Here is a 25508-nt window from a genome sequence, read left to right as displayed (position 1 = left end):
GCGCGTCGGACAGGGCAACCCGGGTATTCCGGCGGGCCGAAGGGCCCGGTGGGCCGGGGCGTGCGTACCGTGCGGCCGGACGGGGCATGCCAGAGGATGGAGCGGCATCCCCGCCCGCGGCGGCATCCGGGTGGGGCACGATGGGGACGAACACGGAAAGGTCGTGACGATGAGCCACGAGACGCCGGCTACGGACCGCCCGCTGACCACCGCGCTCGCGGAGGCCGCGGCGATGGCCGGGCACGCCCCCTCGGTGCACAACACGCAACCCTGGAGCTGGCGGGTGCTGCCCGACGCGCTGGAGCTGCGGATGGCCCGGGCCCGGCAGCTGAGCGCCACCGACCCGCAGGGGCGGCTGCTGGCGCTCAGCTGTGGAGCCGCGCTGCACCACGCCCGGGTGGCGCTGGCCGCCGAGGGCTGGGTGCCGGTGGTGGAGCGGCTGCCCGACCCGGGCGACCCGGAGCTGCTCGCCCGGCTGACCAGCATGCGGCACCCGGGCGCCGACCCGCAGGCCATGCACCTGGTGCAGTGCATGCAGGTCCGGCACACCGACCGTCGGCCGGTCAGCGACGAGCAGGTGCCCACCGCCGCGATCGGTGAGATCACCCGCGCCGCCACCGCCGAGGGCGCCCGGTTGCAGATCCTCGACTCCGACCAGGTGATGGAGCTGGCCGCCGCGGCCTCCCACGCCGGCAGCGTCGAGGCGGAGGACCCGCAGCTGCGCGAGGAGTTGGCGTACTGGACCAGCCGCGCCGGCACCGGCACCGGACTGCCGCCGGAGGTGCTGCCCGAGCAGGCGCCGCAGACCACCGTGCCGGGTCGGGACTTCGGCCGCCCCGGCACCCTGCCGATCGGCCCCGGCCACGACCGGGCGGCCGTGTACGCGCTGCTCTACGGCGACGAGGACGAGCCCGACAGCTGGCTGCGGGCCGGTGAGGCGCTCTCCGCCGCCTGGCTGACCGCCACCCGGCTCGGGGTGTCGATGGTGCCGCTCAGCGGCGTCGTGGAGGTCGAGGGCACCCGGCAGACGCTGCGCGGCGTGCTGGCCGGGATGGGCTACCCGTTCCTGGTGCTCCGCCTGGGGATCGCCGACCCGGCGCACGCCGGCCCGGCGCACACCCCGCGGCTCCCCACCGAGCAGGTGGTGGACACCTCGGCGGTCGACGGCCGGCAGCGGTAGCGGGCTCGTGCCGGCCGGGCTACGGCGCTAGCATCGGCGCGTGACCAGCAGCGCACCGCAACCGCGTCAGGACTCCCCGGTGACGCCCTCGCTGGGGCTGAGTCCGCTGTCCCGGGTCCGCCTCGACGAGCTTCTCCAAGAGATGCTGGACCGGGTCGGCGAGGTGGTCACCAGCCGGGAACGGCTGCGCGCCCTGCTCGACGCGGTGGTGGTGATCGGCTCCGACCTCGACCTGCGCAGCACCCTGCAGCGGATCGTCGGGTCGGCGTGCGAGCTGGTCGGCGCCCGCTACGGCGCGCTCGGGGTGATCGGCCCCGACCGGCTGCTGCACGACTTCATCGTGCACGGCATCGACCCGGAGCTGCACGCGAAGATCGGCGACCTGCCGCACGGGCGGGGCGTGCTCGGCCTGCTCATCGACGAGCCCCGGCCGGTACGCATGCCGGACATCACCCAGCACCCGAAGTCGTACGGCTTCCCGCCGCACCACCCGCCGATGCACAGCTTCCTCGGTGTCCCGGTCCGGATCCGTGACCAGGTCTTCGGCAACCTCTACCTGGCCGAGAAGCAGGGCGCCCCGGAGTTCAGCGAGGACGACGAGGAGATCGTGGTGGCGCTGGCCGCCGCGGCCGGCGTGGCGATCGAGAACGCGCGCCTCTACGCGGAGGCCCACCGCCGGGAACGCTGGCTGGCGGCCACCGCGGAGATCACCTCGGTGCTGCTCGGCGAGGTGCGGCGTACCGACGCGTTGACGTTGGTGGCCCGGCGGGCCCGGGAGGTCGCCGAGGCGGAGCTGGCCCTGGTGCTGCTCTACGACGAGGAGGCCGGCCAGTTCACCGTGGAGGTGGTCGACGGCGCCGACGAGCGGGCCCGGGAGCTGGTCGGCGCGGTGCTGCCGGCGGCCGAGACGAGCTTCGCCGGCCCGGTGACCGAGCGCCGGCACGAGCTGGTGGCGGACCTGGCGCGCGCCGCACCGTGGCCGGTGCCGGTGGTGGCCGGGCCGGCGGTGGTCTCCCCGCTGGCCGCCGCCGACACCCTGCACGGTGTGCTGGTGATCGCGCACCGGCCAGACGCGGGCCGGACCGTCGACGACGACGTGGCGCTGCTGGGCAGCTTCGCCGGTCAGGCGGCGCTGGCCATGGAACGGGCGCGCGGGCAGGAGGAGCGGGAGCTGCTGGTGGTCCTGGAGGACCGCGAGCGGATCGCCCGGGACCTGCACGACGTGGTGATCCAGCGGCTCTTCGCCACCGGCCTGCAGTTGCAGAGCGGCGCGATGAACGCCCGCCCCGAGGTGGCCAAGCGGATCAACGCGGCGGTCGACGACCTGGACGCCACCATCCGGGACATCCGGCGGACCATCTTCGAGCTGCGTACGCCGATGAGCGCGGCGCTGCGCACCGAGATCCGGGAGGCGCTCGAGGCGGCCGCCGAGACGCTGGGCCGCCGGCCGGAGCTGGAACTCGTCGGCCCGATCGACAGCGCCGTGCCGGACGCGCTCCGCCCCGAGCTGACGGCGGTGCTGCGCGAGGCGCTGTCCAACGCGGCCCGCCACGCGCACGCCGACCGGGTGGCGGTGGCGGTACGCGTCGACGCCGGCTGGGTGACCGTCCAGGTCACCGACGACGGGGTGGGTTGCGACCCGGCTGCGGCCCGCAGTGGTCTGGTCAACCTGCGGGAGCGGGCCGAACGTCTCGGTGGCGAGTTCCAGCTGGACCGGGTCGACCCGCACGGTACCCGGGTGCGGTGGAGCGTCCCGCTGCGCGACTGAGCCGCCCGCCGGCTCGGCCCGCCCGGTTGGCGGACCAGCCTCAGTGGGAGGACTTGCCGAGCAGTCGGGTGGCCAGCACCGCGGCCTGGGTACGCCGTTCCAGGCCCAGCTTGGCCAGCACACTGGAGACGTAGTTCTTCACGGTCTTCTCGGCGAGGAACATCTTGCCGGCGATCTCCCGGTTGGTCAGCCCCTCGGCGACGTACTCCAGGATCCGTCGTTCCTGCTCGGTGAGGGTCTTCAGCTCGCGTGGCTGCTCGACGCCGCTGCGGATGCGTTCCAGGACGCGGGTGGTGATCGCCGGGTCGAGCAGGGACTGCCCGGCCGCCACCCGGCGGACCGCGTCGACCAGGTCGGTGCCGCGGATCTGTTTGAGCACGTAACCGGCGGCGCCGGCCATGATCGCCGCGAAGAGCGCCTCGTCGTCCTCGTACGAGGTGAGGATGAGGCCCTTGATCGAGGAGTCCACGGCGCGGATGTCCCGGCAGACGTCGATGCCGTTGCCGTCGGGCAGCCGGGCGTCCAGGATCGCCACGTCGGGGCGGAGCGCGGGGATCCGGCGGGCGGCCTCCTGCGCGGAGCCGGACTCGCCGACCACCTCGATGTCGCCGCTGCTGGTGAGCAGGTCGGCAAGGCCACGACGGACGACCTCGTGGTCGTCGAGCAGGAACACCCGGATCATCCCTCGTTTCTACCCGGTCGGGCCGGCCGGTGCACGGGCCGAAGGTCCCGTCCGGGGCGCGCCGGGGCGGGAAGGGGTGCCCGGCTGGTCGGGACGTCCGGCCCTGCCCGGGGGCGCGTCCCCTGGCGCACCGTGGGGTTGGACCAACCGGGGGGCGGCACGACCTGCCACGGAAGGAGCATGATGATGGACACCGGCTTCACCGTCGCGCAGCTGCGGGCCGCCGTGACCGACGCCGTCCGCGCGCCGTCGCTGCACAACAGCCAGCCGTGGCGGTTCCGGCTGCGCGACGAGGGGATCGAGCTCTCCGTGGACCCGGCCCGTCGGCTGCCGGCGACCGACCCGAGCGGCTGGGGCACCCGTATCGCCTGCGGGGCGGCGCTGTTCAACCTGCGGCTGGCCCTCGCGGTGGCGGGCACCCCGGCCTCGGTGCGGCTGCGGCCGTACCCGACGGAGCCGGACGTGATCGCCCGGCTGGTGCCGGACCTGCCGCGCCGGCCGACGCCCGCCGAGCAGAGCCTGCACGCGGCGATCCCCCGCCGGTTCAGCAACCGGGCGCCGTTCTGGCCCGACCCGGTGCCCGCCGACGCCCGCTGGCGCCTCGGCGAGGCGGCCCGGGCGGAGCAGTGCTGGCTGGAGCTGCTGATCGGGGTGAGCGCGGTCAACGCCTTCGCCGAGATCGCCCGCAGCGCGAACCGGGTGCTGGAACGCGACCCCGGTTACCGGGCGGAGCTGGCCGAGTGGGTCCGCTCCGGGCCGGCGCCGGACGGGGTGCCGGCCGCGGCGGGCGGCCCGCAGAGCGAGCCGCAGGATCTGCTGCCGGCCCGGGGCTTCGGTGGCCGCAACCGGGCGCCGGGGCGGGACTTCGAGCCGGAGCCCCTCGTCGCGGTGCTCGGGTCGGCCGGCAACACCGCCACCGACCAGATCGTGGCGGGGCAGGCGTTGCAGCGGGTGCTGCTCACCGCCACCGATGCGGGGCTGGGCGTGTCGATGATGTCCCAGCCGATCGAGGTGCCCGGTGCCCGGGAGGCGCTACGGCTGTCACTGGGCCGGTTCGGGACGCCGCAGATGGTGATGCGGATCGGCTACGGCCAGCCCGGCCGCCCCACCCCGCGCCGCACCGTCGACGAGGTCCTCGACCTCCCCGTGGTCCCCGCCTGATCCACGCCCGTGCCGCCGCCATGAGCCGCAACTTCAGCGAAGCTGCTGCCTGGAATCCGGTCGAGGCAGCAGCTTCCCTGAAGTTGTCCGAGCGCTGAGGGCGCAGGCTCAGGTGAGCAGGGCGGCCTCGCGTCCCGGGGCCAGGCCGACCGGGGCGCGGGCGGGGCGGCCGGCGCGTGGGGGCACCGCGCCGACCCGGCGCAGCCAGGTCCAGGTGTCGGCGACGGTGTCGGCGATCGGGCGGCAGGTCAGACCCGCCGTGTACGCCCTCGTCACGTCGCGCTCCTGCAACCAGCGGTACTCGTGCCCCGGCGGGATCCAGATCGGCAGGTCGTTCCAGGGTTCCACCCCGGCGGCGAGGATGCGCTCCGGCGCGACCCAGCGCAGCTCGGCGGCGGAGCCGGTGGCCGTCACACAGGCGGCCAGCAGCTCACCCATGGTGGCGTGACCGGGTCGGCTCACCACGTTCACCGGCCCGCCGATCCCGGCAGCGCCCTGGTCGAGCAGGAACGCGGCCAGGTCGCGGACGTCGACGTACTGCACCGGCAGGTCGGCCGGGCCGGGCGCCAGCACCGGGCCGCCGCGGGCAATCCGGTTCAGCCACCAGGGCAGCCGGCCGATGTCCTCCCCCGGCCCGAGGATCAGCCCGGCCCGGGCCAGTAGCGCCCGGTCCCCGAAGACCTCGACGGCGGCGAGTTCCCCGCCGGCCTTGTTCGTCGCGTAGTCCCCGTCCTCGGCGTCGGCGGACGACTCGACCACCGGCACCTCCTCGCCCACGCCCGGCGGCGCGGGCGGGGCGTAGACGGAGCCGCTGGAGACGTAGCCGTAGTGACCGACCGAGCCGGCCAGCGCCTTCGCCGCGTCGCGCACCGCCCGGGGCGCGCCGTCCCAGGTGTCGACCGCCAGGTCCCAGGTGCCGCCGGCCAGCGCGTCGAGGCCGCCGGGCGCGAGGCGGTCACCGCGCAGCCGGCGTACGCCCTCGGGTGTCGACCCGTGCCGGCCCCGGTTGAAGACCGTGACGTCCCAGCCACGGCGGACCGCCTCGACGACCGTGGCCCCGCCGACGAAACCGGTCCCGCCCAGCACCAGAAGTCTCATGGCGTCCAGCCTGCCGGGCCGACCCGGTCGACGCCGGCCCGGTACGCGCTGGGCAGATCTGCCGACGGCAGAACGTTCCCGGCCGGGTGAATTCGAAAGCGACAAAGAATTGCATTCGTGTCTCTCCGGGCAGGATGCGGAGGAAGCGGACTCCGAAGACGGGGGTCACCGATCGCTGGAGGGGACGACACGATGTCTTTGCGGAAAGCCAGATCCGCCCTACGCCTGCCCGCCGTGCTCGTCGCCGCGTGCGGTGTGCTGCTGGCCTCCGGCGGCTCCGCCTGGTCGGGCGGGGGTCCGGTGAGCGACCCGCACGGCGACGGCCCGGGCGCCGGGCAGCGCACCGACCAGCGGGTGAGGGCGGCGATGGCCCGGATGAGCCTGGCGGAGAAGGTCGGCCAGATGTTCGTCCTCGAGGTCTTCGGCGAGACCGCCACCACCACCCGGGCCACCGATGTGGCCGCCAACCAGGCGCTCTACGGCAGCGACGTGCACAACGGCGCGGAGGTGGTACGGAAGTTCCGCCCCGGCGGCATCATCTACTTCACCAACACCAACAACATGAACAACCCCCACCAGGTCGCGCAGCTGTCCAACGGCCTGCAACGCGCGGCCGCGGTCGACCACGGCGTACCGCTGCAGATCAGCACCGACCAGGAGGGCGGATTCGTCACCCGGGTGCCGCCGCCCACGGCGGTGTCGCCGGGCAACATGGCCCTCGGCGCGACGTTCGAGCCCGCCCTGGCCTTCTCGACGGCCGCGTCCACCGGGCGGCAGCTGCGCGCGATGGGCATCAACATGGACCACGCGCCGGTGGTCGACGTCAACACCAACCCCCGCAACACCGCGGACGGGACGCGGGCGTTCAGCGACCGCACCGCGACCGTCTCGACGTTCGGGGTGGCGGCCGTCACCGGCTACCAGAGCACCCGGATCGCCGCCACCGCCAAGCACTTCCCGGGCCTGGGCAGCGCGGAGGCCAACCCCGACACCGGGATCGCGGTGGTCAACGAGACCCGCGAGCAGATCATGCGGACGGACATCCCGCCGTTCCGGGCGGCGATCGCCGCCGGAGTGAAGTCGATCATGCCGACGGCGGTGGTCGTCCCCGCCCTGGATCCCACCCGGACGCCCGCCGTGCTGTCCAAGCCGATCATCACCGGCCTGCTGCGCGACACCCTCGGGTACGACGGCGTGGTGGTCACCGACGCGCTGCGCGCCGACGCGCTCGCCAGCTACTCCCAGGAGCAGGTGATCCTCGGCGCCATCCGGGCCGGCAACGACGAGCTGCTGCTCCCCACCGACCCGCCCGCCGCCATCGCCACGGTGCTCACCGCGGTCCGCACCGGCGCGCTGAGCCGGCAGCGGATCGACCAGTCCGTGTACCGGATCCTGCGGATGAAGGCCGGGCTGGGGCTCTTCGAGGACCCGTACACCACCAGCGAGGCGGTGGACTCGCGGGTCGGCACCGCGGCCGACCAGGCGGTGATGGCCGAGGCCGCCCGCCGCTCGATCACCCTGCTCCGCAACCAGGCCGGGGTACTGCCACTGAAGGCCAACTCCGGCCGCCACGTGCTGGTCACCGGCTGGGGCGTCAACGCCGTCCCCGGGCTGGCCACCCAGCTGTCCGGCAAGGGGCTGGTCGCCACCCCGATGTGGACCGGGTCACCGGACGCGAAGACCATCGCCGAGGTGGTGGCCGCGGCCGGGGCGGCCGACGTCACGGTGGTGCTGACCAACAACGCGTGGGGCGACGTGACGCAGCAGAACCTGGTCAAGGCGCTGCTGGCGACCGGGAAACCGGTGGTGGTCGTCGCGGTCGGCGGCCCGTACGACATCGCGTACTTCCCGACCGCCCCGACCTTCCTGGCCGCGTACGGCTACCGGGACGTCTCGCTCGCCGCCGTGACGAACACCCTGACCGGCACACAGCCGGTCGGCCGCCTGCCGGTCACCATCCGGACCCCGGACGGCAAGAAGGTGCTCTACCCGTACGGATCTGGCATCGGTTACCCGACCACCTGACCGTGACGACACGACGGACGCCCGGCTCGATGAGCCGGGCGTCCGTCGTCGATCTGATTCTTCTCCGGTGGGCGATACTGGGTTTGAACCAGTGACCTCTTCCGTGTCAAGGAAGCGCGCTCCCACTGCGCCAATCGCCCGTGAGGTGCTGCGAGCGGACGACGGGATTCGAACCCGCGACCCTCACCTTGGCAAGGTGATGCGCTACCAGCTGCGCTACGTCCGCGTGCCGCCGGTGTTCGTCGGCGACGGGGGAAACAATACCCGATGACAAGATCGCCCTACGCCGGCCCCCTCCAGTCCCGGAACGCGAGGGTGATTGCGCTGCTCACCGGCGGGGTATCGAGGTCCGCGGCAGCACACCACATCCCCCGGAGAAGGAGGCTGTCGTGGGAATCGGTATGAGCATCTTCCTGATCGCGGTCGGCGCGATCCTCACCTTCGCCCTGGACGCGAGTGTCGGCGGCGTCAACCTCGACGTCGTGGGCTGGATCCTGATGGCCGCGGGCGTGCTCGGGCTCATCATGACGACGCTGGTCCGGGGCCGTCGCCGCGAGGTGGTCACCACCGCCGAGCCGGTGGAGTACCGCCGCGTCGAGGAGCGCCGGGACGTCCCGCCGCTGTGACCTGGACCGACCGAGGGCTGACCGCCGGAGCACCGGTGGCCAGCCCTCGACCGTGTTCGCCGGTCCGGGCCTCAGACCCGGTCGGCCTTGCCCAGCGCGTACGCCTGGAGGGCGGCGAAGGCGCCGACGACCACGGCCTGCAGCACCATCCACACCTTGCCCAGGGTGGTGGCCTCGATCGCGCCGGTGGCGACGACGACCAGGCTGAGCACCACCCACAGCACGTTCACGGCGATCCACAGCTTGGTCGCGCCCCGGCTGACCACCGGCCGGGTGGCGGTCACCCACACCGCGATGCCGTACACGAGCAGGAACGCGCCCACCTCGTACTGCACCCCGGTCGGGTAGCCGAACAGGTCGTTCAGCACGCCGGCCAGGGCCAGGTACGCGACGCCGTTGACGGCGGTGACGACGGCGTCGAGCTTCAACACCAGGCGCAGCAGCCGGTCGTTCGCCGCTCGGGTGGGGGTCGAGACGGGGTTGGAGGCCTGCATGGAGGACATGGGATCTTCCCTTTCGCTATGGATCGACATTCCTCGGCGAGGTGTCGGGGTCAGTCGGGCGGCGGCCGTTCGGTGGGGTCGGCGAACAGGTACCGCCGGGTGGCCTCGTCGGCCGGAAAGACACACTCGGCGGTCACTCCGCTGGGCGTCCCCTCCCACGGGGTGCCGAAGAAGACCGCGGTGCTGATCAGGTTGAGCAGGGTGGAGCCGACCCGGAGCCGGACCGGCACGGCGATCGGGTTGGTGGCGAGCGGGGCCGGCTCCGGCACCGCCCGGTAACCGCGTACCTCCCGCTCCAGCCGGACCAGCGCCTCACCGCCGACCAGCTCGACCTGGCGGCGCAGCCGGCGCAGCAGGTGGGTGTGCACCTCGTCGAGGTTGGCCAGCCGCGGCGCCATGCCGCGCGGGTGCAGGATCAGCCGCAGCACGTTGACCGGCGGGACCAGCAGCTCCGGGTCGACCGGCCCGACCAGGGCCTCCAGCATGTGGTTGCTGGCCAGCAGCTCCCAGGCCGGCCCCATCACCCAGGCCAGGAACGGTTCGTGGCCGTAGAGCAGGGTCAACACGGACGACGACAACGCCTCGGGCGGGGCGGCGGGCGGCGGCAGCGCCGGCACCGGTCCGGCGGGGGCCGGGAAATTGTCGGCACGAGCCTGTGCGGAATGACGGCGCTGCCACCCCTGCCGGAGCAACGCAATCATAATTCCGTCGCAATCTGCGTGCCGCATGCCAATGGACGCTAGTGAGACAGCCGGCAGCCAGGCAATTACCTCCTACGTCAAGGATCCCCGTCGCGCACCGGGCGCGTCCCGAGGGCCGCCGATCGCCCCGGTTTCCTGTCGCCGCCCCGACAGCCGGGCATCACCCCAGCTCAGGCCGGTACGCGAGCCGGCCGGGCCGGTCCGCGTCCGGTCACCGGGACTGCATCAGTCCGCCGTCAGTGGCGCATCAGCAAGGTCGGTGACCATCGGTTCGGCAACCATCCGGACGGTGTGGCACAACCGCCGGCGCCGCCGCCGCGATCCGTGCGGAACGGCGGAAGGCGCGACGGCCGGCTGGGCAGAAATTGATTGCCGCTATCGCGGCGACACGTCGGAGGGAACTGATCTCAATGCCGGTCTCGACGAAACTGCCGCATTCCGCGGAGGAGGTCCCGCCGGGAACGCCCGTGTCGGACGCCCGCCAGCGCAGCTACCGCTCGTACATCGGGGACAAGGACGTCGACGGGGTGGGCTGGGTCTACACGGTCAGCTCCCGGTCGATGCTGGAGGACGTCTTCACCAGCGTCAGCCTCAAGCGCAGCCTGGAACGCGACCCCGACTCGGACGCCGTGCACCACCCGTACGTCGTGGGCCGCTGCGCCGTCGCGGGCCAGGCGGACATCGACGCGGCGGTGGAGGCCGCGGCCAGCGCCGCCCCGGCCTGGGCGGCCACCCCGCTGCCCCGACGGCTCGACCTGGGACGTCGGTTCCGGGAACGGCTGCTGGCGCACTGGGACGAGTTCGTCGACCTGCTGGTCGCCGAGGCGCACCCGCGCACCGTGGCGAAGTGGGAGCTGAGCTGCCTGCTGCAGGTGCTCAGCGAGGAGAACCTGGCCTGGTACGAGCAGCAGATGCACGCCGAGTTCCGCCACGGCGAGCGGCGGCTGATCGTCCGCCAACTGCCCGACGGGGTGGTCTGCGTCAACCCGCCGCAGAACGCCCCCGCGCCGAGCGCCGCGCTGGCCGTGCTGTCGCTGATGGCCGGCAACGCGGTGGTGATCCGGGCCCCGCGCAGCGTGCCGCTGAGCACCATGTTCCTGGTCCGTGACCTGGTCGCGCCGGTGCTGCGCGAACTCGACGCCCCACCCGGCACGGTCAACGTGATCTGCGGCAAGCCGGTCGAGGTGATCGACCGTTGGCTGGCCCACCCGCTGGTCGACGACATCTTCTACTTCGGCGGCACCGAGGAGGGGCTGCGGATCCAACGCGAGTGCGTGGAACGGGGCAAGAAGCCGATCCTGGAGCTCGCCGGCAACGACGGCCTGGTCGTCTGGCACGACGCCGACCTGGCCCTGGCCGCCGAGGCGATCACCGAGAGCTTCGTCGGCTCCGGCCAGATCTGCATGGTCCCCAACTACGTCGTCGCCCACCCGGCCATCGCCGACGAGCTGCTCGCCCTGGTCGTCGAGCGGGCCGCGCAGATCCGGCCCGGCTACCCGCAGGACGAGGGGGTGCTGCTGGCCCCGGTGCGGCGCAGCGAGAAGTTCTTCGAACTGCTGACCCGGGCCGTCGACCAGGGCGCCACCATCGCCTGCGGCGGCCGGCGGGTCGAGCTGGACGGCACGCCGTCGGAGGCGGGCGTCTTCCTCGAACCGACGGTGGTCCGGGTGGAGGGCCTGGCCGGCGCCCGCGAGCTGGACGTCGTACGCCACGAGACGTTCTTCCCGCTGCTGCCGTTCGTGGTGCCGCCCGCGGCGCCCGACGACGAGCTGCTCGACCTGGTGCTCGCCTTCGTCAACACCAACGAGTACGGCCTGCGCAACTCGCTCTGGTCCGGCTCCGAGCAGGTGATCGACGAGTTCGTCCGGCGGGTGCACAACGGCGGCCTGCTGAAGGTCAACGACTCGCACATCGGTTTCCTGCCGTACGTGCCGACGCACGGCGGCACCGGGCTGACCAGTGGCGCCTTCGGCGAGGCCAACTACCCGATCCTCAAGACCACCCACGTGCAGGGGGTCAGCATCACGCCCGGGATCAGCCCGCGGCGGGCCGCGTTCGGCCACTGACCACCCTCCTCCCCCGACACCCACCCGCCTGGAGGTTCGCCATGCGTTCGCTCGACGTCGCCCGCGAGACGACCGAGAAGTACCACCCGGGGCTCGGCAAGGCCATCGCCGAGGTCCCGTTCACGGAGCGGGAACAGCCCGGCTCACCGCTGCTGGAGCTGTTCCGTACCCACGGTGGCCCGGCCCTGCTCGTCCCCGCCGCGTACGGCGGCCAGGGGGCCGGACCGCTCGACGCGGTCCGGGTGATGCGGGCGATCGCCTCCTGGTCGCCGTCGCTGGGCGCCGCGGTCACCATGCACCACTTCACCGCCGCGACCCTGTTCGCGCTCGCCGAGACCGCCGACCGGCTCACCCCGGCGCAGCTGGACCTGCTGGGCCGGATAGCCCCCGAGGGGCTGCTCGCCGCCTCCGGCTGGGCGGAGGGCCGGACCAACCAGAACATCCTCACCCCCAGCGTCACCGCGAAGCCCACCGAGGGCGGCTACCTGATCAACGGCGGCAAGAAGCCGTGCAGCCTGGCCCACTCGATGGACGTGCTCACCGCAAGCGTCTCGCTGCCGGTCGACGGCGAGCCGACCCTGGCCATGCTGCTGATGCCGGCGAAGCAGCCCGGGATCACCGTGCACCCGTTCTGGTCCACCCCGGTGCTGGCCGGCGCGGAGAGCGACGAGGTCCGCCTCACCGACGTCTTCGTCCCCGAGGAGCTGGTCGTCCGGACCACCCCGGACGACCCGCACCGCCTCGACGACCTCCAGATCGCCGGCTTCGTCTGGTTCGAGATGCTGATCTCCTCGGTCTACCTGGGCGCCGCGAGCGCGCTGGTGGAGCGGGTCCTCGCCGCCGGCCGGGGCAGCATCACCGACCGGGCGGCGCTCGGCGTGGACGTCGAGTCGGCGGTCGGGCTGATCGAGGGGGTGGCCCGGGCGCTGGAGGCCGGCGACGCCGGCGAGGACACCGTCGCCGCCGTCCTGGTGGCCCGCTTCGCGGTGCAGGACATCATCACCCGGGTCGCCGCCTCCGCCCAGGAGCTGCTCGGCGGGATGGCGTTCATCTCCGCCCCGGAGGTCGCCTACCTCGCCTCGGCCGTCCGGCCGCTGGCCTTCCACCCGCCGTCGCGCAGCAGCACCGCGGAGTCGCTCGTCGAGTACTTCGCCGGCGGCCCGCTGCAGCTGTCCTGAGCCGACCGGCACACGTCAGAGGAGGATCCGTGACCGTACTGGAGCGGGAACGACCGCCGGTCGCCGTCGAGGACGACAAGGCGGAGGTGCTGGACCTGTACCGCGCCCACCTGAGCAAGGGGCGGGCCACCGTGGCCGAGCTGTTCGGCAGCCACATGGAGGTGGCCTCCGAGGGAGCGTGGGTCTGGACCAGCGACGACGAGGAGTTCCTCAACTGCGGGGGCTACGGCGTCTTCATCATGGGCGCCCGCCACCCGCTGGTGGTGGAGGCGGTCCGCCGCCAGCTCGACAGCCACCCGGTCGCCACCCGGGTGCTGCTGGAGCCCACCGTCGGCCGGGCCGCCGCCGCGCTGGCCGAGGTCACCCCCGCCGGCATGGACCGGGTGCACTTCGCCCTCGGCGGCGCCGAGGCGGTGGAGACCGGCATCAAGCTGGCCCGGGCGCACGGCAGACGCCGGCTGGTCTCCATGCGGCAGGGCTACCACGGCAAGTCGCTGGGCGCCCTGTCGGTGACCGCCAAGGAGGTCTACCAGAAGCCGTTCCGGCCGCTGCTGGCCGACACCACCCACGTCCCGTTCGGCGACGCCGAGGCGCTGGAGAAGGAACTCGCCGCGCATCCCGGCGAGGTCTGCGTGATCGTCGAACCGGTGCAGGGCGAGGGCGGCGTGGTGCTGCCGCCCGAGGGCTACCTGCGCCAGGTGGAGGCGCTCTGCCGCCGCCACGACGGCTTCCTGATCCTCGACGAGGTGCAGACCGGCATGGGCCGGCTCGGCGCGTGGTGGGGGGCCGACCTGGCCGGGATCACCCCGGACGTGCTGCTCACCGGCAAGGCGCTCGGCGGCGGGGTGGTGCCCGTCTCGGCGGCGGTGGCCAGCCGGGCGGTCTTCGCCCCGTTCGACAAGGACCCGTACCTGCACACCGCCACCTTCTCCGGCCAGCCGCTGCTGATGGCCGCAGTGCAGGGCGCCATCCGCGCCATGCGCGAGGAGGAGCTGGTCGACCGGGCCCGGACCCTCGGCGAGCGGCTGCTCCCCGAGATCGACCGAATCGCCCGGGCCAACTGCGGCGACCTGATCGCCGACGTACGCGGGCAGGGCCTGCTGATCGGCGTCGAGCTGGTCGAGGCCGGCCTCGCCGGCGAGCTGCTGATCGAACTGTTCAACAACGGGGTGGTGGCCAACCACTCGATGACCGCCAGCGGGGTCGTGCGGTTCACGCCCCCGGCGATCCTCAACGACCGCGAGGTCGAGTTCCTCCTCGAAGCCTTCGACCGCGCCACGCGCGACCTCGTGCGCAAGAGCGCCCAGATGCCGGAAGGGTGGTGAGAGGCATGCGTCGCGTGCTGCTCGAAGCCGTCATCCCCGCAACCCCCGCCGACCAGGTCTTCGCCCAGGTGGTCCGGTTCGACCGCTACCCGGACCTCGCCCCGCACGTGCAGTCCGCGGTGGTGCACCGGACGCTGCCGGAGCCGACCGGACGCTCCGACTGGGAGCTGCACTTCCGCAGCGGCCTGCTGCGCTGGACCGAGGAGGAGACCTTCCACCCCGACCAGCTGCGGATCACCTTCACCCAGACCGTCGGCGACTTCGACGAGCTGCACGGCGAGTGGGTGCTGCGCGCCGACGGCGACGACACCGCGCTGCGCTTCCAGGCCGACTTCGACTTCGGCATCCCCAGCCTCGCCGGGATCCTCGACCCGATCGCCGAACGGGTGATCAAGGAGACCATCGCCTGGGTCCTGGTCGGCCTCTTCGACGACGTACGCCTCGACACCCCCCTCGACCTCACCACCCCGCCGGTGCCCGGCGGGGTCCGCTGAGCCGCCACCCCACGACGCGTAAGGACCCGACATGGACGCCGCCAACCCGTTCGAGACACCGAAGACCTTCGCGCTGCACCGGGGCGAGTACCTGGTGGGCTTCGCCGTCGCCACCACCCTGGGCGTCTGGCACTGGCAGGAGATCCGCTGGCTGCCGGCCGTGGCGCTGTTCCTCTACATCGACCTGATCGGTTACATCCCCGGGGCGATCGCCTTCCGGCGCAGCAAGGACGGGAACATTCCCAAGATCTACTACGTGCTCTACAACACCATGCACAGCCTCATCACGCAGAGCGTGGTGGTCGGCCTGTGGCTGCTCTTCGTCGGCCCGGAGTGGGCACTGATCGTCATCCCGTTCCACCTCTTCGCCGACCGGGGCCTGTTCGGCAACTTCCTCAAGCCGTTCAACCTGCCGTTCGAGCCGCACCCGCACCCCGCGTACGACAAGCTGCTCAGCTCGCTCGGCTACCCGGCCCGGGCGAAGAAGGCCACCACGCACGCCCCCGTGCCCGCCGAGGCGCACTGACGCCGCACGGCCGGCCCGCCGGCGGTCGCCCCAGCTCCGAGCGCGACCGCCGGCACCGGGTTCCGCGAGCCGACGAGGAGTGACATGCCCACCGACGATCCCGCCCCTTCGCACCGGCGCGCCGTACGCCAGATCGCCTCCGGCGTCGCGGTCCTCACCGTCCGGCACGGCCAGGCGGTGCACGGCACCACCGTCAGCTCGCTGACCGCGGTCTCCCGGGAGCCGCTGCTGGTCGCCGCCTGCCTGCACCGGCGGTCCAGCTTCACCGACCTGGCGCTGGCCGCCCGGCGCTTCTCGGTCAACGTGCTCGGCTCGGCGCAGGCGCTGGTCGCCGGCTGGTTCGCCGACCCGGAACGACCCGCCGGGACGGCCCAGTTCGACTGCGTCCGGTGGCGGCCCGACCCGGCCGGCGGCGGACCGCTCATCGACGGATCGCTGGCCAGCTTCAGCTGCGCGCTGGTCGACTGCGTCACCGCCGGCGACCACCGGATCCTGCTGGCCGAGGTGACCGCCGGCAGCGCCGGTGAGGGCAGCCCGCTGCTGCACTTCTCCGGCCGCCTGCACGACGGGGTCCTGCGCGGCCTGCCCCGCGGCTCCGGCCACCCCGCCGTACCGGCCACCGCCATGGCCGGCGCACCGACCGCTCCCCTGCCATCCTGAGAGGACAACTGCGATGACGAACGCGACGCCGGCCGAGGCCGGCTGGGACACCGCCCCGGGACTGCTGGACGGGGCGAAGAGCCTCACCCTCACCGCCGAACAGTGCGACCTGCCGTACTGGTTCTCCGCCGTCGCCCAGGGCACCCTGGCCGGGCGCGCGGCCACCGGCCACGTCGAGGGCTGCCCCACCCCGGAGGCGATGCGGCAGCCGGGCCCGCTGCGCGACGCGCTGATCCTGGAGCTGGGCCAGCGCTCGCTGGCCGAGGACCGGGCCACCCGGCTGCTCGCCCACTACGTGGCCAACGCGCCGGGCATCGCCGAGATGGAGTTCTACGCCACCCAGCTGATCGACGAGGCCCGGCACGCCCAGGTGTTCCGCCACCACCTCGTCGAGCTGGGGGTGCCCGCCGACCGGCTCGCCGCCACCCTGGCCGAGGTCTCCACCGACTACCGGCGCGACGTGCTCGACCCGATCGAGGAGTACTCGCTGCGGGTGGTCCGCGACGAGGCCGACTTCATCGGCGGGGTCGCCATCTTCACCATCGTCATCGAGGGGGTGCTGGCCCCGGCGGCGGAGCTGAGCGAACGCAAGTGGGACCGGCTGGACCCGGCGGCCAGCGAGATCGCCCGGGGCGCCGCGATCGACGAGATCCGGCACCTGACCGTGGGCAGTTCGCTGATCCGCGACCACCTGATCCGGCACCCCGAGTACCGGCCCCGGCTGCTGGAGATCATGCGCGACGGACGCCGGCTCTGGGACGAGCTGCCCGACAAGAAGTACGTCATGCAGCGCGAGGAGCTGTTCCAGGAGGGCATGCACCAGCACGCCGACCTGATCGGCGACTACGAGGTGTGGCCCGGCCGGCGGCTGCTCGACACCACCCCCGACGAGCGGTACGACACCGCCGACCGGTGGACCGAGGAGATGGCGGTCAGCCGCCTGGAGTACATGGGCCTGGCCGACGCGCTGCCGATCCTGATGGGGCCGGGACAGTGACCACCCTGCGGGCGGTGATCTGCGGCGTGGGCGCCGCACTGCCGCCCCGGGTGGTCACCAACGACGAGCTGTCGGCGTACCTGGACACCAGCGACGAGTGGATCCGGCAGCGCACCGGCATCCGGGCCCGCCGCCGGGTCGACCCGGGCACGGCCACCGCCGACCTGGCCGCCGAGGCGGGCGCCCGGGCGCTGGCCTCGGCGGGCGTGACCGACGTGGACGCGGTGGTGCTGGCCACCGCCACCCCGGACCGGCTGGTGCCGGCCACCGCACCGGAGGTGGCCACCCGGCTCGGCCTGACCGGGGTGGCCGCGTACGACGTGGCCGCGGTGTGCAGCGGGTTCGTCTACGGCCTGGCCAGCGCGGCCGGGCTGGTCGCCACCGGGGACTTCCGGCGGGTGCTGCTGATCGGCGCGGAGGCGTACTCGACGATCATCGACCCGAAGGACCGCACCACCGCGGCCATCTTCGGCGACGGCGCCGGCGCGGTGGTGCTGCGCGCCGGCGGGCCCGGCGAGCCCGGCGCGATCGGCCCGGTGGACCTGGGCAGCGACGGCAGCCTGGTGGAGCTGGGCATGATCCCGGCGGGCGGCTCCCGGCAGCGGTCCGCCGGCGGCACCGCCGCGCCGGAGGACCACTACTTCCGGATGCAGGGCGGTGACATGTACCGGCACGCGGTCACCCGGATGACCGCGTCCGCGTCGGTCGCCCTGGACCGGGCCGGCTGGCGACTGTCCGAGGTGGACCGCTTCGTGCCGCACCAGGCCAACGCCCGGATCGCCGCGGCCGTCGCCGACCGGCTCGGCCTCACCGCCGGCCAGCTGGTCTCCAACATCGAGTACGTCGGGAACACCGCCGCCGCCTCGATCCCGCTGCTGCTGGCGCACGCCGCCGCCGACGGCCGGCTCCGCCCCGGACACCGGGTGCTGCTGGCCGCCTTCGGCAGCGGCGCGACCTGGGGCGCCACCACCCTGGTCTGGCCCGAGGTCGGGGCCGAACACATCCCTTCCTGACCCACCCCCGAAGAGAGGACCCACCGTGTACGAGCAGCTGAAGGACATCGTCGCCAGCAAGTTCCAGATCGACCCGGGCGAGATCGCCCCGGACTCCACGCTCAAGGGCCTGGAGCTGGACTCGCTGGACACCGTCGAGCTCTCCCTGGTCATCGAGAAGGAGCTCGGGGCGCAGGTCTCCGACGTGGAGCTGGCCGAGGCGCAGCGCCTGGACGAGATCGTCCGCCTGGTCGAGAGCCGGACGGCGAGGATCTGATGCCGATCCCCGCCGTCGCCGTCACCGGGTTGGGCCTGGTCTGCCCCGCGGGCGTCGGGGTCGACGCCGGCTGGGAGCGGGTGTGTGCCGGGGCGCCGACCGCCGCGGCGGACCCGGTCCTGGCCGGCAACCCGGTGACCATCTCCTGCCGGGTGCCGGGCTTCGACCCGGCCGCGCTGCTCACCGCGCGCCGGGCCCGGCGACTGGACCGGTTCGTCCAGTTCGCGCTGGTCGCGGCCCGGGAGGCGGTGACCGACGCCGGGCTCGACCCGGGCGCCTGGGACGGCGCGCGGGTCGGCGTGGTGCTCGGCAACACCGCCGGTGGCACGGCCACCGTGGAGGAGCAGATGCGGGTCCTGCTGGCCGAGTCGCCGGGCCAGGTGTCCCCGCTGCTGCTGCCGATGCAGCTGGCCAACATGGTCGCCGGCACGGTCGCCATCGAGCTGGGCGCCCGGGGCCCCAGCCTGGTGGTGGCCACCGCCTGCGCCTCGGGCACCAGCGCCGTCGGCGTGGCCCGCGACTTGCTCGCCCTGGACCGCTGCGACATCGTCGTCACCGGCGGCAGCGAGGCCATGGTCACGCCGCTGATGATGGCCGGCTTCGCGCAGATGGGCGCCCTTTCCGGTCGGCTCGACGACCCGGCGCGGGCGTCCCGCCCGTTCGACGTCGACCGGGACGGCTTCGTCGCCGGTGAGGGCGCCGGTGTGCTGGTGCTGGAGCGGGCCGCCGACGCCCGGGCCCGGGGCGCCCGGGTGCGGGCGCTGGTCGCCGGCTACGGCGCCTCCGCCGACGCCCACCACGTCACCGCCCCCGACCCCCAGGGGCGCGGTTTCGAACTGGCGATCCGGGGTGCGCTGGCCGACGCCGACGCCACCCCGGACGCCGTGGACCACGTCAACGCCCACGGCACCTCCACGCCGCTCAACGACGTCACCGAGGCCCGGGTGCTGCGGCGGGTCCTCGGCGACACCGGGGCGCTGGTCACCTCGACCAAGGGCGTCACCGGCCACTGTCTCGGCGCGGCCGGCGCGGTGGAGGCCGTGTTCACCGTGCTCGCCGTCGAACGGGGCCTGGTCCCACCGACGGCCAACCTGACCACCCTCGACCCGGAGATCGATCTGGACGTGGCGGCCAAGCCCACCCACCGCCGGATCGATCTCGCACTGAGCAACTCCTTCGGCTTCGGCGGCCAGAACGCCGTCCTGGCTTTCCGCGCCGCCTGAGCCACGTCACACCACACCCCCTTTCAGTGATTGGTGACGGTCATGCCCAACCCCCACACCGCGGTCGACGGACGGAACCTCCGGCCGACCCTGAGCACCTCGAAGATCGTGTTTCTGGTGGTGGCGGCGGCCGCGCCGCTGGCCGCCATGGTCGGCACCGTCCCGCTCGCCTTCGCGATCGGGGACGGCGCCGGCGTACCGGCCATGTTCGTCTTCGCCGGGATCACCCTGCTCTGCTTCTCGGTCGGTTACGCGGCGATGAGCCGCCGGATCGTGCACGCCGGAGGCTTCTACACCTACCTGGCCCAGGGGCTGGGCAAGCCGGTCGCGGTGGCCGGCGGGGCGATCGCCATCGTGTCGTACAACGCGGTGGCGATCGGGTTGGCCGGCGCGTTCGGCTACTTCGCCCAGCTGGTGCTGGAGGCGCTCGGCGTGGATGCGCCCTGGCAGGCGTGCGCCGCCTTCGCCGTACTCGTGGTCGGGGTGCTCGGCTACCGGCAGATCGACCTGAGCGCCCGGGTGCTGTCCCTGCTGATGGTGGCCGAGATCGGCGTGCTGGCCGTGCTCGACGTCGGCATCCTGGCCCACCACGGTGGGGCGGCGCTGCCGGCGGCCTCGTTCGACCCGTCGGTGGTGCTCAGCGGCGGCGTCGGGGTGGCGATGATGTTCGCCTTCATCTCGTTCATCGGCTTCGAGTCCGCCGCCCTGTACGGCGAGGAGACCCGGAACCCGGCACGCAGCATCCCGCTGGCCACGTACGCCTCGGTCGGGCTGATCGCCGTCTTCTACGCCTTCACCAGTTGGGCGGCGGTCGGGGCGATCGGCCCGGAGCGGGTGAGCGAGGTGGCCGGCGACCAGTTGGGCAACCTCTTCTTCACGATCAGCGACGCCAACGTGGACCCGGCGCTGACCGCGGTGATGCAGATCCTGCTGGTCACCAGCATGCTGGCCGCGATGCTGGCGCTGCACAACGCCGCCAACCGGTACGCCTACGTCTTCGGCCGGGAGGGCGTCCTGCCGACCGGGCTGGGCGCGGTGCACGCCCGGCACCTCTCCCCGCACCGGGCCAGCGTGACGCAGACGGTGCTCACCACGGTGGTGCTGGCCGTCTTCGCGCTGGCTGGGCTCGACCCGTACACGAACCTGGCGACCAGCATGGTCGGGCTGGGCACCCTGGGCATCATCGTGCTCCAGGCCGGGGCGGCCCTGGCCGTGATCGCGTTCTTCCGGGGTCGGTCCGACCGGCACTGGTGGCGGACCCTGGTGGCTCCCGGGCTGGGCGCCCTCGGACTGATCGCCGCGGTCGAGCTGGTGGTGACGAACTTCTCCGTGCTCACCGGGTCGACGTCGCCGGTCATCAACGCCCTGCCGTGGCTGTTGCCGGTGCTCGCGGTCGCCGGCATCGGGTACGCGCGGTGGATGCGCGCCAACCGCCCGGCCCGGTACGCCGCCCTGGCCGCCGTCGAGCCGAACCTGTCGGGGGACGACACCCCCGGCGAGGCGCCCACCCGCCCGGAGGCCGATGTCGCCGCGGTCGGCTGACCCGACACTCGGCATCTCAGCCCCGCCCCGCCCGACAGTCGGCAGCGTCATGCGGCAGTCGGTGCAGTTGACGCCCACATTCAGGTGGGAGGCCGACGAGCGACACCGGTTACGGAGCGTGGCCAGCGTCTCGCCAATGAGTTTTCCGAGCGTGATACCTCAGAGGCATCACTATTCCTCTGAGGTATCACGCTCGCGGAACTTTCCACTTGGGGGCCGACCGGCCTGAGGAGCGCGCGGGACGGCCCCACGGCTCACGAGCGGCCTGCCCGGCGGACGGTCCAGCGTGGCGGACGGGGCCCCGGCGCAGCGGCCGGCCCCACGCGGGAGGGGCGGCCTGACGGGCTCGACAGCCGGCCTACGCAGTGGAGGGCCAGCTCAACGGCCTGCGGCCCGTCGGTCGGCCGGCGCAGTGGACGGCCAGCTCAACGGCCTGCGGCCTGTCAGTCGGCCGGCGCAGTGGACGGCCAGCCAGCCGGTGGTCAGCCCCGGGGACGGCAGACCCGACGGCCTGGGGTCCGACGTCGGGCGGCGAAGTGGTCGGCCGGCGCTGGTGGCCGCGGGATCAGCGCCGGTTCAGCGCAGGATGGCCTGGGTCTGGGTGACCTGGGCGACCCGGGTGGCGGTGTCGTCGAACAGGTCCGTCTGGATCACGGCCACCGTGCGACCCAGGTGCAGCGGGCGGGCCGTCGCGGTCACCACGCCGGCGCGGACCGCGTGGAGGAAGTTCGTCTTCAACTCGATCGTGGTGGTGCCGGTCGACCCGGCGGGCAGGTTCAGGAACGCGCACACCCCGGCCGCGGCGTCACCCAGCGTCACCAGCGCGCCGCCGTGCAGCGCCCCGCCCACGGTGCACCGTTCCGGCGCCCAGGGCAGCCGGGCGGTCACCTCCTCCGGGTCGAGCCGGTCGAACTCGATGCCCACCGTCGCGGCGAACGGGGTCAACCGCAGCAGCTCCTGCGGGTCGAGGCGGCGTACCGGTGAAGTGGTCATGTCGTACTCCCTCGGGTGAAGGTGGCTGGCCGGCGCACGACGGCGGCGGCCGCTGTCCGCGGCCGCCGCCGTGCCCGGCGTCCGGTCCGTCACCTCGCCGCGGCCACCAGCCGCTGCAGGTGCCGGACCAGGTCGGACGTCACGGTCAACGCATGTTCCTCGATGTAGAAGTGTCCACCGGGGAACTCGCTGTTGCCGAGGTAGTTCACGGTGCGATCCTGCCAGGACGCCATCGCCCCGGGGAACATCAGCGGATCCGAACGTCCCCCGTAGGAGACCACCGGGCAGGGCACCTGCTCCCCCCGGTCCACCGCCGTGGCGCAGACCGCCAGGTCCGCCCGGAGCGTCGGGATGACCATGGCCAGCAGTTCCTCGTCGTGCATCACGTCGGCCGGCAGCGAGCCCAGGTCCACGATCCACTGCCGCAGGTCCGCCTCCGGCAGCCGGGCATGCTCCATGGTCGGCGTGCGGAACCCCTCCGGCGCCCAGCCGGACGCGGCCACCAGAACCGGCGGTCGTTCCCCGTCGGCCACCAGCATCGCCGCCAGCCGGTAGGCCAGCTGCGCTCCCATGCAGTGCCCGAAGAAGGCGTACGGGCGCTCGTCCAGCTCGGCGGCGACCGTCTCGCGCAGCGCGTCGAGCAGCGGCTCCATCTCGGTGAACGCCGGCTCCGCGCGACGCTGCTGCCGGCCCGGCAACTGGACGCACTGGTACGCGATCGACGGGGGCAGCAGGCCACCCCAGTCCCGGTAGATGGAGACGCCGCTGCCGGCGTGCGGGAACAGGAACAGCCGCAGCGTGGCGTCCGGGTCGATCTCGGTCGGCTCGAACCAGCGCCCGCCCGCACCGGTGCGCCCGGCGGCGTCCGCCGGGGCCGTCACGCCAGCCTCCGCAGCGCCGGCACCAGTACCTCGGCGATCTCCTTGAGCTGGGTGGCCGGTTGCAGCGAACCGATCCGGATCACCAGGTGCCGGGCGCCCGCCCGGACGTAGCCGGCGAGCCACTGCGCGCACTCCTCGGCCGTGCCGTTGCCGTACGCCTGGATCTGCGCCATGAAGCCCAGCGGGCGGCCGTAGTAGTGCTGGACGTACTCCTCCAGCTCCTCCTCCGCCCGCTGCCGGTCCGGGTTGACGTTGATCGTGGCGTAGAAGGCGCCGGTGATCGCCCCCTCCGGACGCCCCCGCTCGGCGGCCAGCTCACCGATCCGCTGCCAGCCCGCCGCGTACGCCTCGGGGGTGGGCAGGAACGGCATCCAGCCGTCGTAGCGTTCCGCCACCCGGGCCAGCACCCGGGGCGTATCGCTGCTGGCCAGCCAGATCGGCGGGCCCTGCGGGGTGGCCGGCGGAGGCAGCCGGTCCAGTCCCCGCCCGACGGCGTGCCGACCGGTGAAGTCCGGCTCGCCGCCGGCGCGGCTCGCCCAGGCGGCCCGCCACAGCGCCACCGTGTCGTCGAGCCGCCCGGCCCGCCCGGTGAACGGGATGCCGAGCTGCTCGAACTCCTCCTCGGTCTGCGGCACCGGGAAACCGGCGCCCACGCCGAGGGTGAGCCGACCCCGGGCGACCTGGTCCAGGCTGGCCACCATGTTCGCGCCGATCAGCGGCGGGCGCAGCACGGCGGTGATCGCCGCGGTGCCGATGGTGACCCGGGAGGTGGCCGCGGCGACCGCGGCGAGCACCACCAGCGGGTCCAGTCGGGGCCGGGCGAGCAGCGAGTCACCCGTCCAGAGCGAGTCGAAGCCCAGCTCCTCGGCCTGCTGAGCGAAGTCGAGCAGGGGCGCGGCGCTGAACTCGCCGGTCATCGCCAGTTCCCGGGTCGGTAGCAGCACCCCGACGCGGGGCTGTGACTGTGCGTTGGTCATCTCGTTCCGTCCTTGGTCGAGGCGGGGGTGCGAGGCGGCAGGGGTGTCCGGTCAGACGGCCGCGGGTACGGCCAGCAGCCGCTCGCGGACCGTGCGGCGCAGGATCTTCCCCGACGGGTTGCGGGGCAGGTCGTCCACGAAGGAGTAGCCGACCGGAATCTTGAAGTCGGCGATCCGACCCTTGAGGAAGAGCATCAGCTGGCGCGGGGTCACCTGGTGGCCCTCACGCAGCAGCACACAGGCGTGCACCGCCTCGCCCCAGTTCTCGTGCGGCACGCCGACCACGGCGACGTCGGCCACCGCCGGGTGGTCGCCCAGCGCCCGCTCCACCTCGGCCGGGTAGATGTTCTGCGCGGCGACGATGATGGTGTCGTTGATCCGGTCGCAGAGGAACAGGTAGCCGTCCTCGTCGAGGTAGCCGGCATCGCCCATGTGCAGCCACTCCCCCACCAGCGTCTTCGCCGTCGCCTCGGGCAGGTTCCAGTAGCCGAGCATCCGCGCCCCGGTCCTCAGGCAGACCTGGCCGATCTCCCTCGGCGGCAGCACGTTCCCGTCTCCGTCGACGATCTTGATTTCGACGCCGGGACAGGCCAGCCCGGCCGACCGCATCCGGGGGCTGCCCTTGACGTGGTCGACCGGGCGCAGGCACACCGCCACGCTGCCGGTCTCGGTGCTGGCGTAGATCTGGGCGAAGTCGCAGTCCATCATCTCCAGGCACTGCTCCAGCAGCGACTCGGAGATGGGCGCCGCGCCGTAGGTGACCTTGCGCAGCGACCGGAACGTCTCCCTGGTGACCTCCGGCTCGGCGAGCAGCATCTGCAGCATCGCCGGGGCCATGTAGGTGACGCTGACCCGGTGCCGGGCGATCAGGCGTACGGCGTCCTGGGCGACGAAGGCGCGCATCACCACGTTCGGCACCCCGGCCACGAAGCCGTGCATGAACCAGGCGAAGCCGGCGATGTGGAAGCCGGGCAGCGCGATCAGGCTGACGTCGCCGGGCCGCCAGTCGATCCAGTCCCGGATGCCCTCCCCGGCCGCCTCCGGGAAGGCGAAGAAGCTGCGGTGGGCCAGCACCGCGCCCTTGGGCAGCCCCGTGGTGCCGCTGGTGTAGAGCTGCACCACCGGGTCGTCGCGCCCGGTCCCCGGGTCCAGGTCTTCGGCGGGCGCCCCGCCCTTCCACGCGGCCAGGCCGGCGCCCCGGTCGGTCGCCGAGTCGACCTGGACGACCCCGCGCAGCCCCGGCAGCTCGCCGCGGATCCGCTCCACCACCGGCAGGTACTCGCCCTCGGCGAAGAGCAGCTCCGCCCCGGAGTCCCGGACGATGTGGTCGACCTCCACGGCGGTCAGCCGCCAGTTGATCGGCACCAGCACCAGGCCCGCCTTGGCGCAGCCCAGGGCCAGGTCGTAGTAGTGCTCGGACTCCTTGCCGAGGAACGCCACCCGGGCGCCCCGGCGCAGCCCGGCGGCGAGCAGGGCGTGCCCGGTGCGGTTGCTCGCCGCGTGCAGCTGCCCGAAGGTGAGGCTGCGGTCCTCGCAGATCACGGCGGTGTCGTCCGGGTGGGCGGCGGCGTTGGCCGCGGACGCCGCGGTCAACGTGTCGATCGTCGTACGGGTCATGACGGCTCCGATCGTG

General features: G+C 73.4%; 24 protein-coding genes and 2 tRNA genes. 16 read left to right on the top strand and 10 right to left on the bottom strand.

What is annotated here, in order from left to right; genetic code table 11:
• Window positions 1-169: 169 nt before the first annotated feature.
• Together GA0074704_RS12035 and GA0074704_RS12030 are read left to right on the top strand one after the other, a co-directional pair.
• Window positions 170-1180 (top strand): Acg family FMN-binding oxidoreductase, encoded by a 1011-nt coding sequence (locus GA0074704_RS12035; protein WP_088970586.1) that lies wholly within the window; start codon window positions 170-172, stop codon window positions 1178-1180.
• A gap of 97 nt (window positions 1181-1277) precedes the next feature.
• Complete coding sequence (locus GA0074704_RS12030) at window positions 1278-2948, top strand: sensor histidine kinase (RefSeq protein ID WP_088973623.1); 1671 nt, start codon at window positions 1278-1280, stop codon at window positions 2946-2948.
• A gap of 40 nt (window positions 2949-2988) precedes the next feature.
• On the opposite strand, the gene GA0074704_RS12025 is transcribed toward GA0074704_RS12030, so the two are convergent.
• Window positions 2989-3630, bottom strand: coding sequence for a response regulator (locus tag GA0074704_RS12025; RefSeq protein ID WP_088970585.1), 642 nt, complete (start codon window positions 3628-3630; stop codon window positions 2989-2991).
• A gap of 186 nt (window positions 3631-3816) precedes the next feature.
• On the opposite strand from GA0074704_RS12025, the gene GA0074704_RS12020 reads away from it, so the two are divergent.
• On the top strand, window positions 3817-4791 hold the full coding sequence (locus GA0074704_RS12020; protein ID WP_088973622.1) for an Acg family FMN-binding oxidoreductase: 975 nt from the start codon (window positions 3817-3819) through the stop codon (window positions 4789-4791).
• 108 nt (window positions 4792-4899) lie between these two features.
• Here GA0074704_RS12020 and GA0074704_RS12015 read toward each other — a convergent pair whose 3' ends face one another.
• Window positions 4900-5889, bottom strand: coding sequence for an NAD-dependent epimerase/dehydratase family protein (locus tag GA0074704_RS12015; RefSeq protein WP_088970584.1), 990 nt, complete (start codon window positions 5887-5889; stop codon window positions 4900-4902).
• A gap of 192 nt (window positions 5890-6081) precedes the next feature.
• Here GA0074704_RS12015 and GA0074704_RS12010 point away from each other — a divergent pair, with 192 nt between their 5' ends.
• Window positions 6082-7914 carry a glycoside hydrolase family 3 protein gene (locus GA0074704_RS12010; protein WP_088970583.1) on the top strand — a complete coding sequence of 611 codons (1833 nt, stop codon included), beginning with the start codon at window positions 6082-6084 and terminating at the stop codon, window positions 7912-7914.
• A 68-nt stretch (window positions 7915-7982) separates the two neighbouring features.
• Here GA0074704_RS12010 and GA0074704_RS12005 read toward each other — a convergent pair.
• Together GA0074704_RS12005 and GA0074704_RS12000 are read right to left on the bottom strand one after the other, a co-directional pair.
• Window positions 7983-8054, bottom strand: a tRNA-Val gene (locus tag GA0074704_RS12005).
• Between the two features lie 13 nt (window positions 8055-8067).
• Window positions 8068-8140 (bottom strand) — tRNA-Gly (locus tag GA0074704_RS12000).
• A 163-nt stretch (window positions 8141-8303) separates the two neighbouring features.
• On the opposite strand from GA0074704_RS12000, the gene GA0074704_RS11995 reads away from it, so the two are divergent.
• Window positions 8304-8540, top strand: a complete 237-nt coding sequence (locus GA0074704_RS11995; RefSeq protein WP_088970582.1) for a DUF6458 family protein — start codon at window positions 8304-8306, stop codon at window positions 8538-8540.
• 71 nt (window positions 8541-8611) lie between these two features.
• Here GA0074704_RS11995 and GA0074704_RS11990 read toward each other — a convergent pair whose 3' ends face one another.
• Both GA0074704_RS11990 and GA0074704_RS11985 read right to left on the bottom strand, forming a co-directional pair.
• A complete protein-coding gene (locus tag GA0074704_RS11990) occupies window positions 8612-9043 on the bottom strand; it encodes a hypothetical protein (protein WP_197697617.1) in 432 nt (143 codons plus the stop codon).
• A 50-nt stretch (window positions 9044-9093) separates the two neighbouring features.
• Window positions 9094-9660, bottom strand: a complete 567-nt coding sequence (locus tag GA0074704_RS11985; RefSeq protein ID WP_088970581.1) for an MmyB family transcriptional regulator — start codon at window positions 9658-9660, stop codon at window positions 9094-9096.
• Between the two features lie 551 nt (window positions 9661-10211).
• On the opposite strand from GA0074704_RS11985, the gene GA0074704_RS11980 reads away from it, so the two are divergent.
• The 11 genes from GA0074704_RS11980 (at window position 10212) to GA0074704_RS11930 (ending at window position 21024) form a co-directional block, all read left to right on the top strand.
• On the top strand, window positions 10212-11810 hold the full coding sequence (locus tag GA0074704_RS11980) for an aldehyde dehydrogenase family protein (RefSeq protein ID WP_231926828.1): 1599 nt from the start codon (window positions 10212-10214) through the stop codon (window positions 11808-11810).
• 41 nt (window positions 11811-11851) lie between these two features.
• Window positions 11852-12988, top strand: a complete 1137-nt coding sequence (locus GA0074704_RS11975) for an acyl-CoA dehydrogenase family protein (RefSeq protein WP_088970579.1) — start codon at window positions 11852-11854, stop codon at window positions 12986-12988.
• A gap of 29 nt (window positions 12989-13017) precedes the next feature.
• Complete coding sequence (locus GA0074704_RS11970) at window positions 13018-14313, top strand: aspartate aminotransferase family protein (RefSeq protein WP_088970578.1); 1296 nt, start codon at window positions 13018-13020, stop codon at window positions 14311-14313.
• A gap of 5 nt (window positions 14314-14318) precedes the next feature.
• Window positions 14319-14807, top strand: a complete 489-nt coding sequence (locus GA0074704_RS11965; protein ID WP_088970577.1) for a type II toxin-antitoxin system RatA family toxin — start codon at window positions 14319-14321, stop codon at window positions 14805-14807.
• A 31-nt stretch (window positions 14808-14838) separates the two neighbouring features.
• On the top strand, window positions 14839-15333 hold the full coding sequence (locus GA0074704_RS11960) for a hypothetical protein (protein WP_088970576.1): 495 nt from the start codon (window positions 14839-14841) through the stop codon (window positions 15331-15333).
• A gap of 84 nt (window positions 15334-15417) precedes the next feature.
• Entirely contained in the window at window positions 15418-15993 is a 576-nt protein-coding gene (locus GA0074704_RS11955) for a flavin reductase family protein (RefSeq protein WP_088970575.1), read from the top strand.
• 13 nt (window positions 15994-16006) lie between these two features.
• Window positions 16007-16990, top strand: a complete 984-nt coding sequence (locus tag GA0074704_RS11950; protein WP_088970574.1) for a ferritin family protein — start codon at window positions 16007-16009, stop codon at window positions 16988-16990.
• The gene (locus GA0074704_RS11945; protein WP_088970573.1) at window positions 16987-18003 is read left to right on the top strand and encodes a beta-ketoacyl-ACP synthase III; all 1017 of its coding nucleotides are present in this window, start codon (window positions 16987-16989) and stop codon (window positions 18001-18003) included. Before GA0074704_RS11950 ends, GA0074704_RS11945 begins: the two co-directional genes overlap by 4 nt.
• Before the next feature lie 25 nt (window positions 18004-18028).
• Window positions 18029-18259, top strand: a complete 231-nt coding sequence (locus GA0074704_RS11940) for an acyl carrier protein (protein ID WP_088970572.1) — start codon at window positions 18029-18031, stop codon at window positions 18257-18259.
• Window positions 18259-19482, top strand: a complete 1224-nt coding sequence (locus GA0074704_RS11935; protein WP_088970571.1) for a beta-ketoacyl-[acyl-carrier-protein] synthase family protein — start codon at window positions 18259-18261, stop codon at window positions 19480-19482. Before GA0074704_RS11940 ends, GA0074704_RS11935 begins: the two co-directional genes overlap by 1 nt.
• Window positions 19483-19524: 42 nt before the next feature.
• Window positions 19525-21024 (top strand): APC family permease, encoded by a 1500-nt coding sequence (locus tag GA0074704_RS11930; RefSeq protein ID WP_088973620.1) that lies wholly within the window; start codon window positions 19525-19527, stop codon window positions 21022-21024.
• 576 nt (window positions 21025-21600) lie between these two features.
• Here the strand turns inward: GA0074704_RS11930 and GA0074704_RS11925 are convergent.
• The 4 genes from GA0074704_RS11925 to GA0074704_RS11910 all read right to left on the bottom strand — a co-directional run bounded on the left by GA0074704_RS11925 (window position 21601) and on the right by GA0074704_RS11910 (window position 25492).
• Complete coding sequence (locus GA0074704_RS11925; RefSeq protein ID WP_088970570.1) at window positions 21601-22017, bottom strand: PaaI family thioesterase; 417 nt, start codon at window positions 22015-22017, stop codon at window positions 21601-21603.
• Between the two features lie 89 nt (window positions 22018-22106).
• Entirely contained in the window at window positions 22107-22898 is a 792-nt protein-coding gene (locus tag GA0074704_RS11920; RefSeq protein ID WP_088970569.1) for a thioesterase II family protein, read from the bottom strand.
• Window positions 22895-23875, bottom strand: a complete 981-nt coding sequence (locus GA0074704_RS11915; RefSeq protein WP_088970568.1) for an LLM class flavin-dependent oxidoreductase — start codon at window positions 23873-23875, stop codon at window positions 22895-22897. Before GA0074704_RS11915 ends, GA0074704_RS11920 begins: the two co-directional genes overlap by 4 nt.
• Before the next feature lie 51 nt (window positions 23876-23926).
• The gene (locus GA0074704_RS11910) at window positions 23927-25492 is read right to left on the bottom strand and encodes a long-chain-fatty-acid--CoA ligase (RefSeq protein WP_088970567.1); all 1566 of its coding nucleotides are present in this window, start codon (window positions 25490-25492) and stop codon (window positions 23927-23929) included.
• Between the last annotated feature and the right edge of the window lie 16 nt (window positions 25493-25508).

It is taken from the genome of Micromonospora siamensis (genome assembly GCF_900090305.1).
GTDB classification, from domain to species: Bacteria; Actinomycetota; Actinomycetes; order Mycobacteriales; family Micromonosporaceae; genus Micromonospora; species Micromonospora siamensis.
Note: the sequence above shows the minus strand (reverse complement) of the source record. Positions and strands in the feature narration are given on the sequence as shown.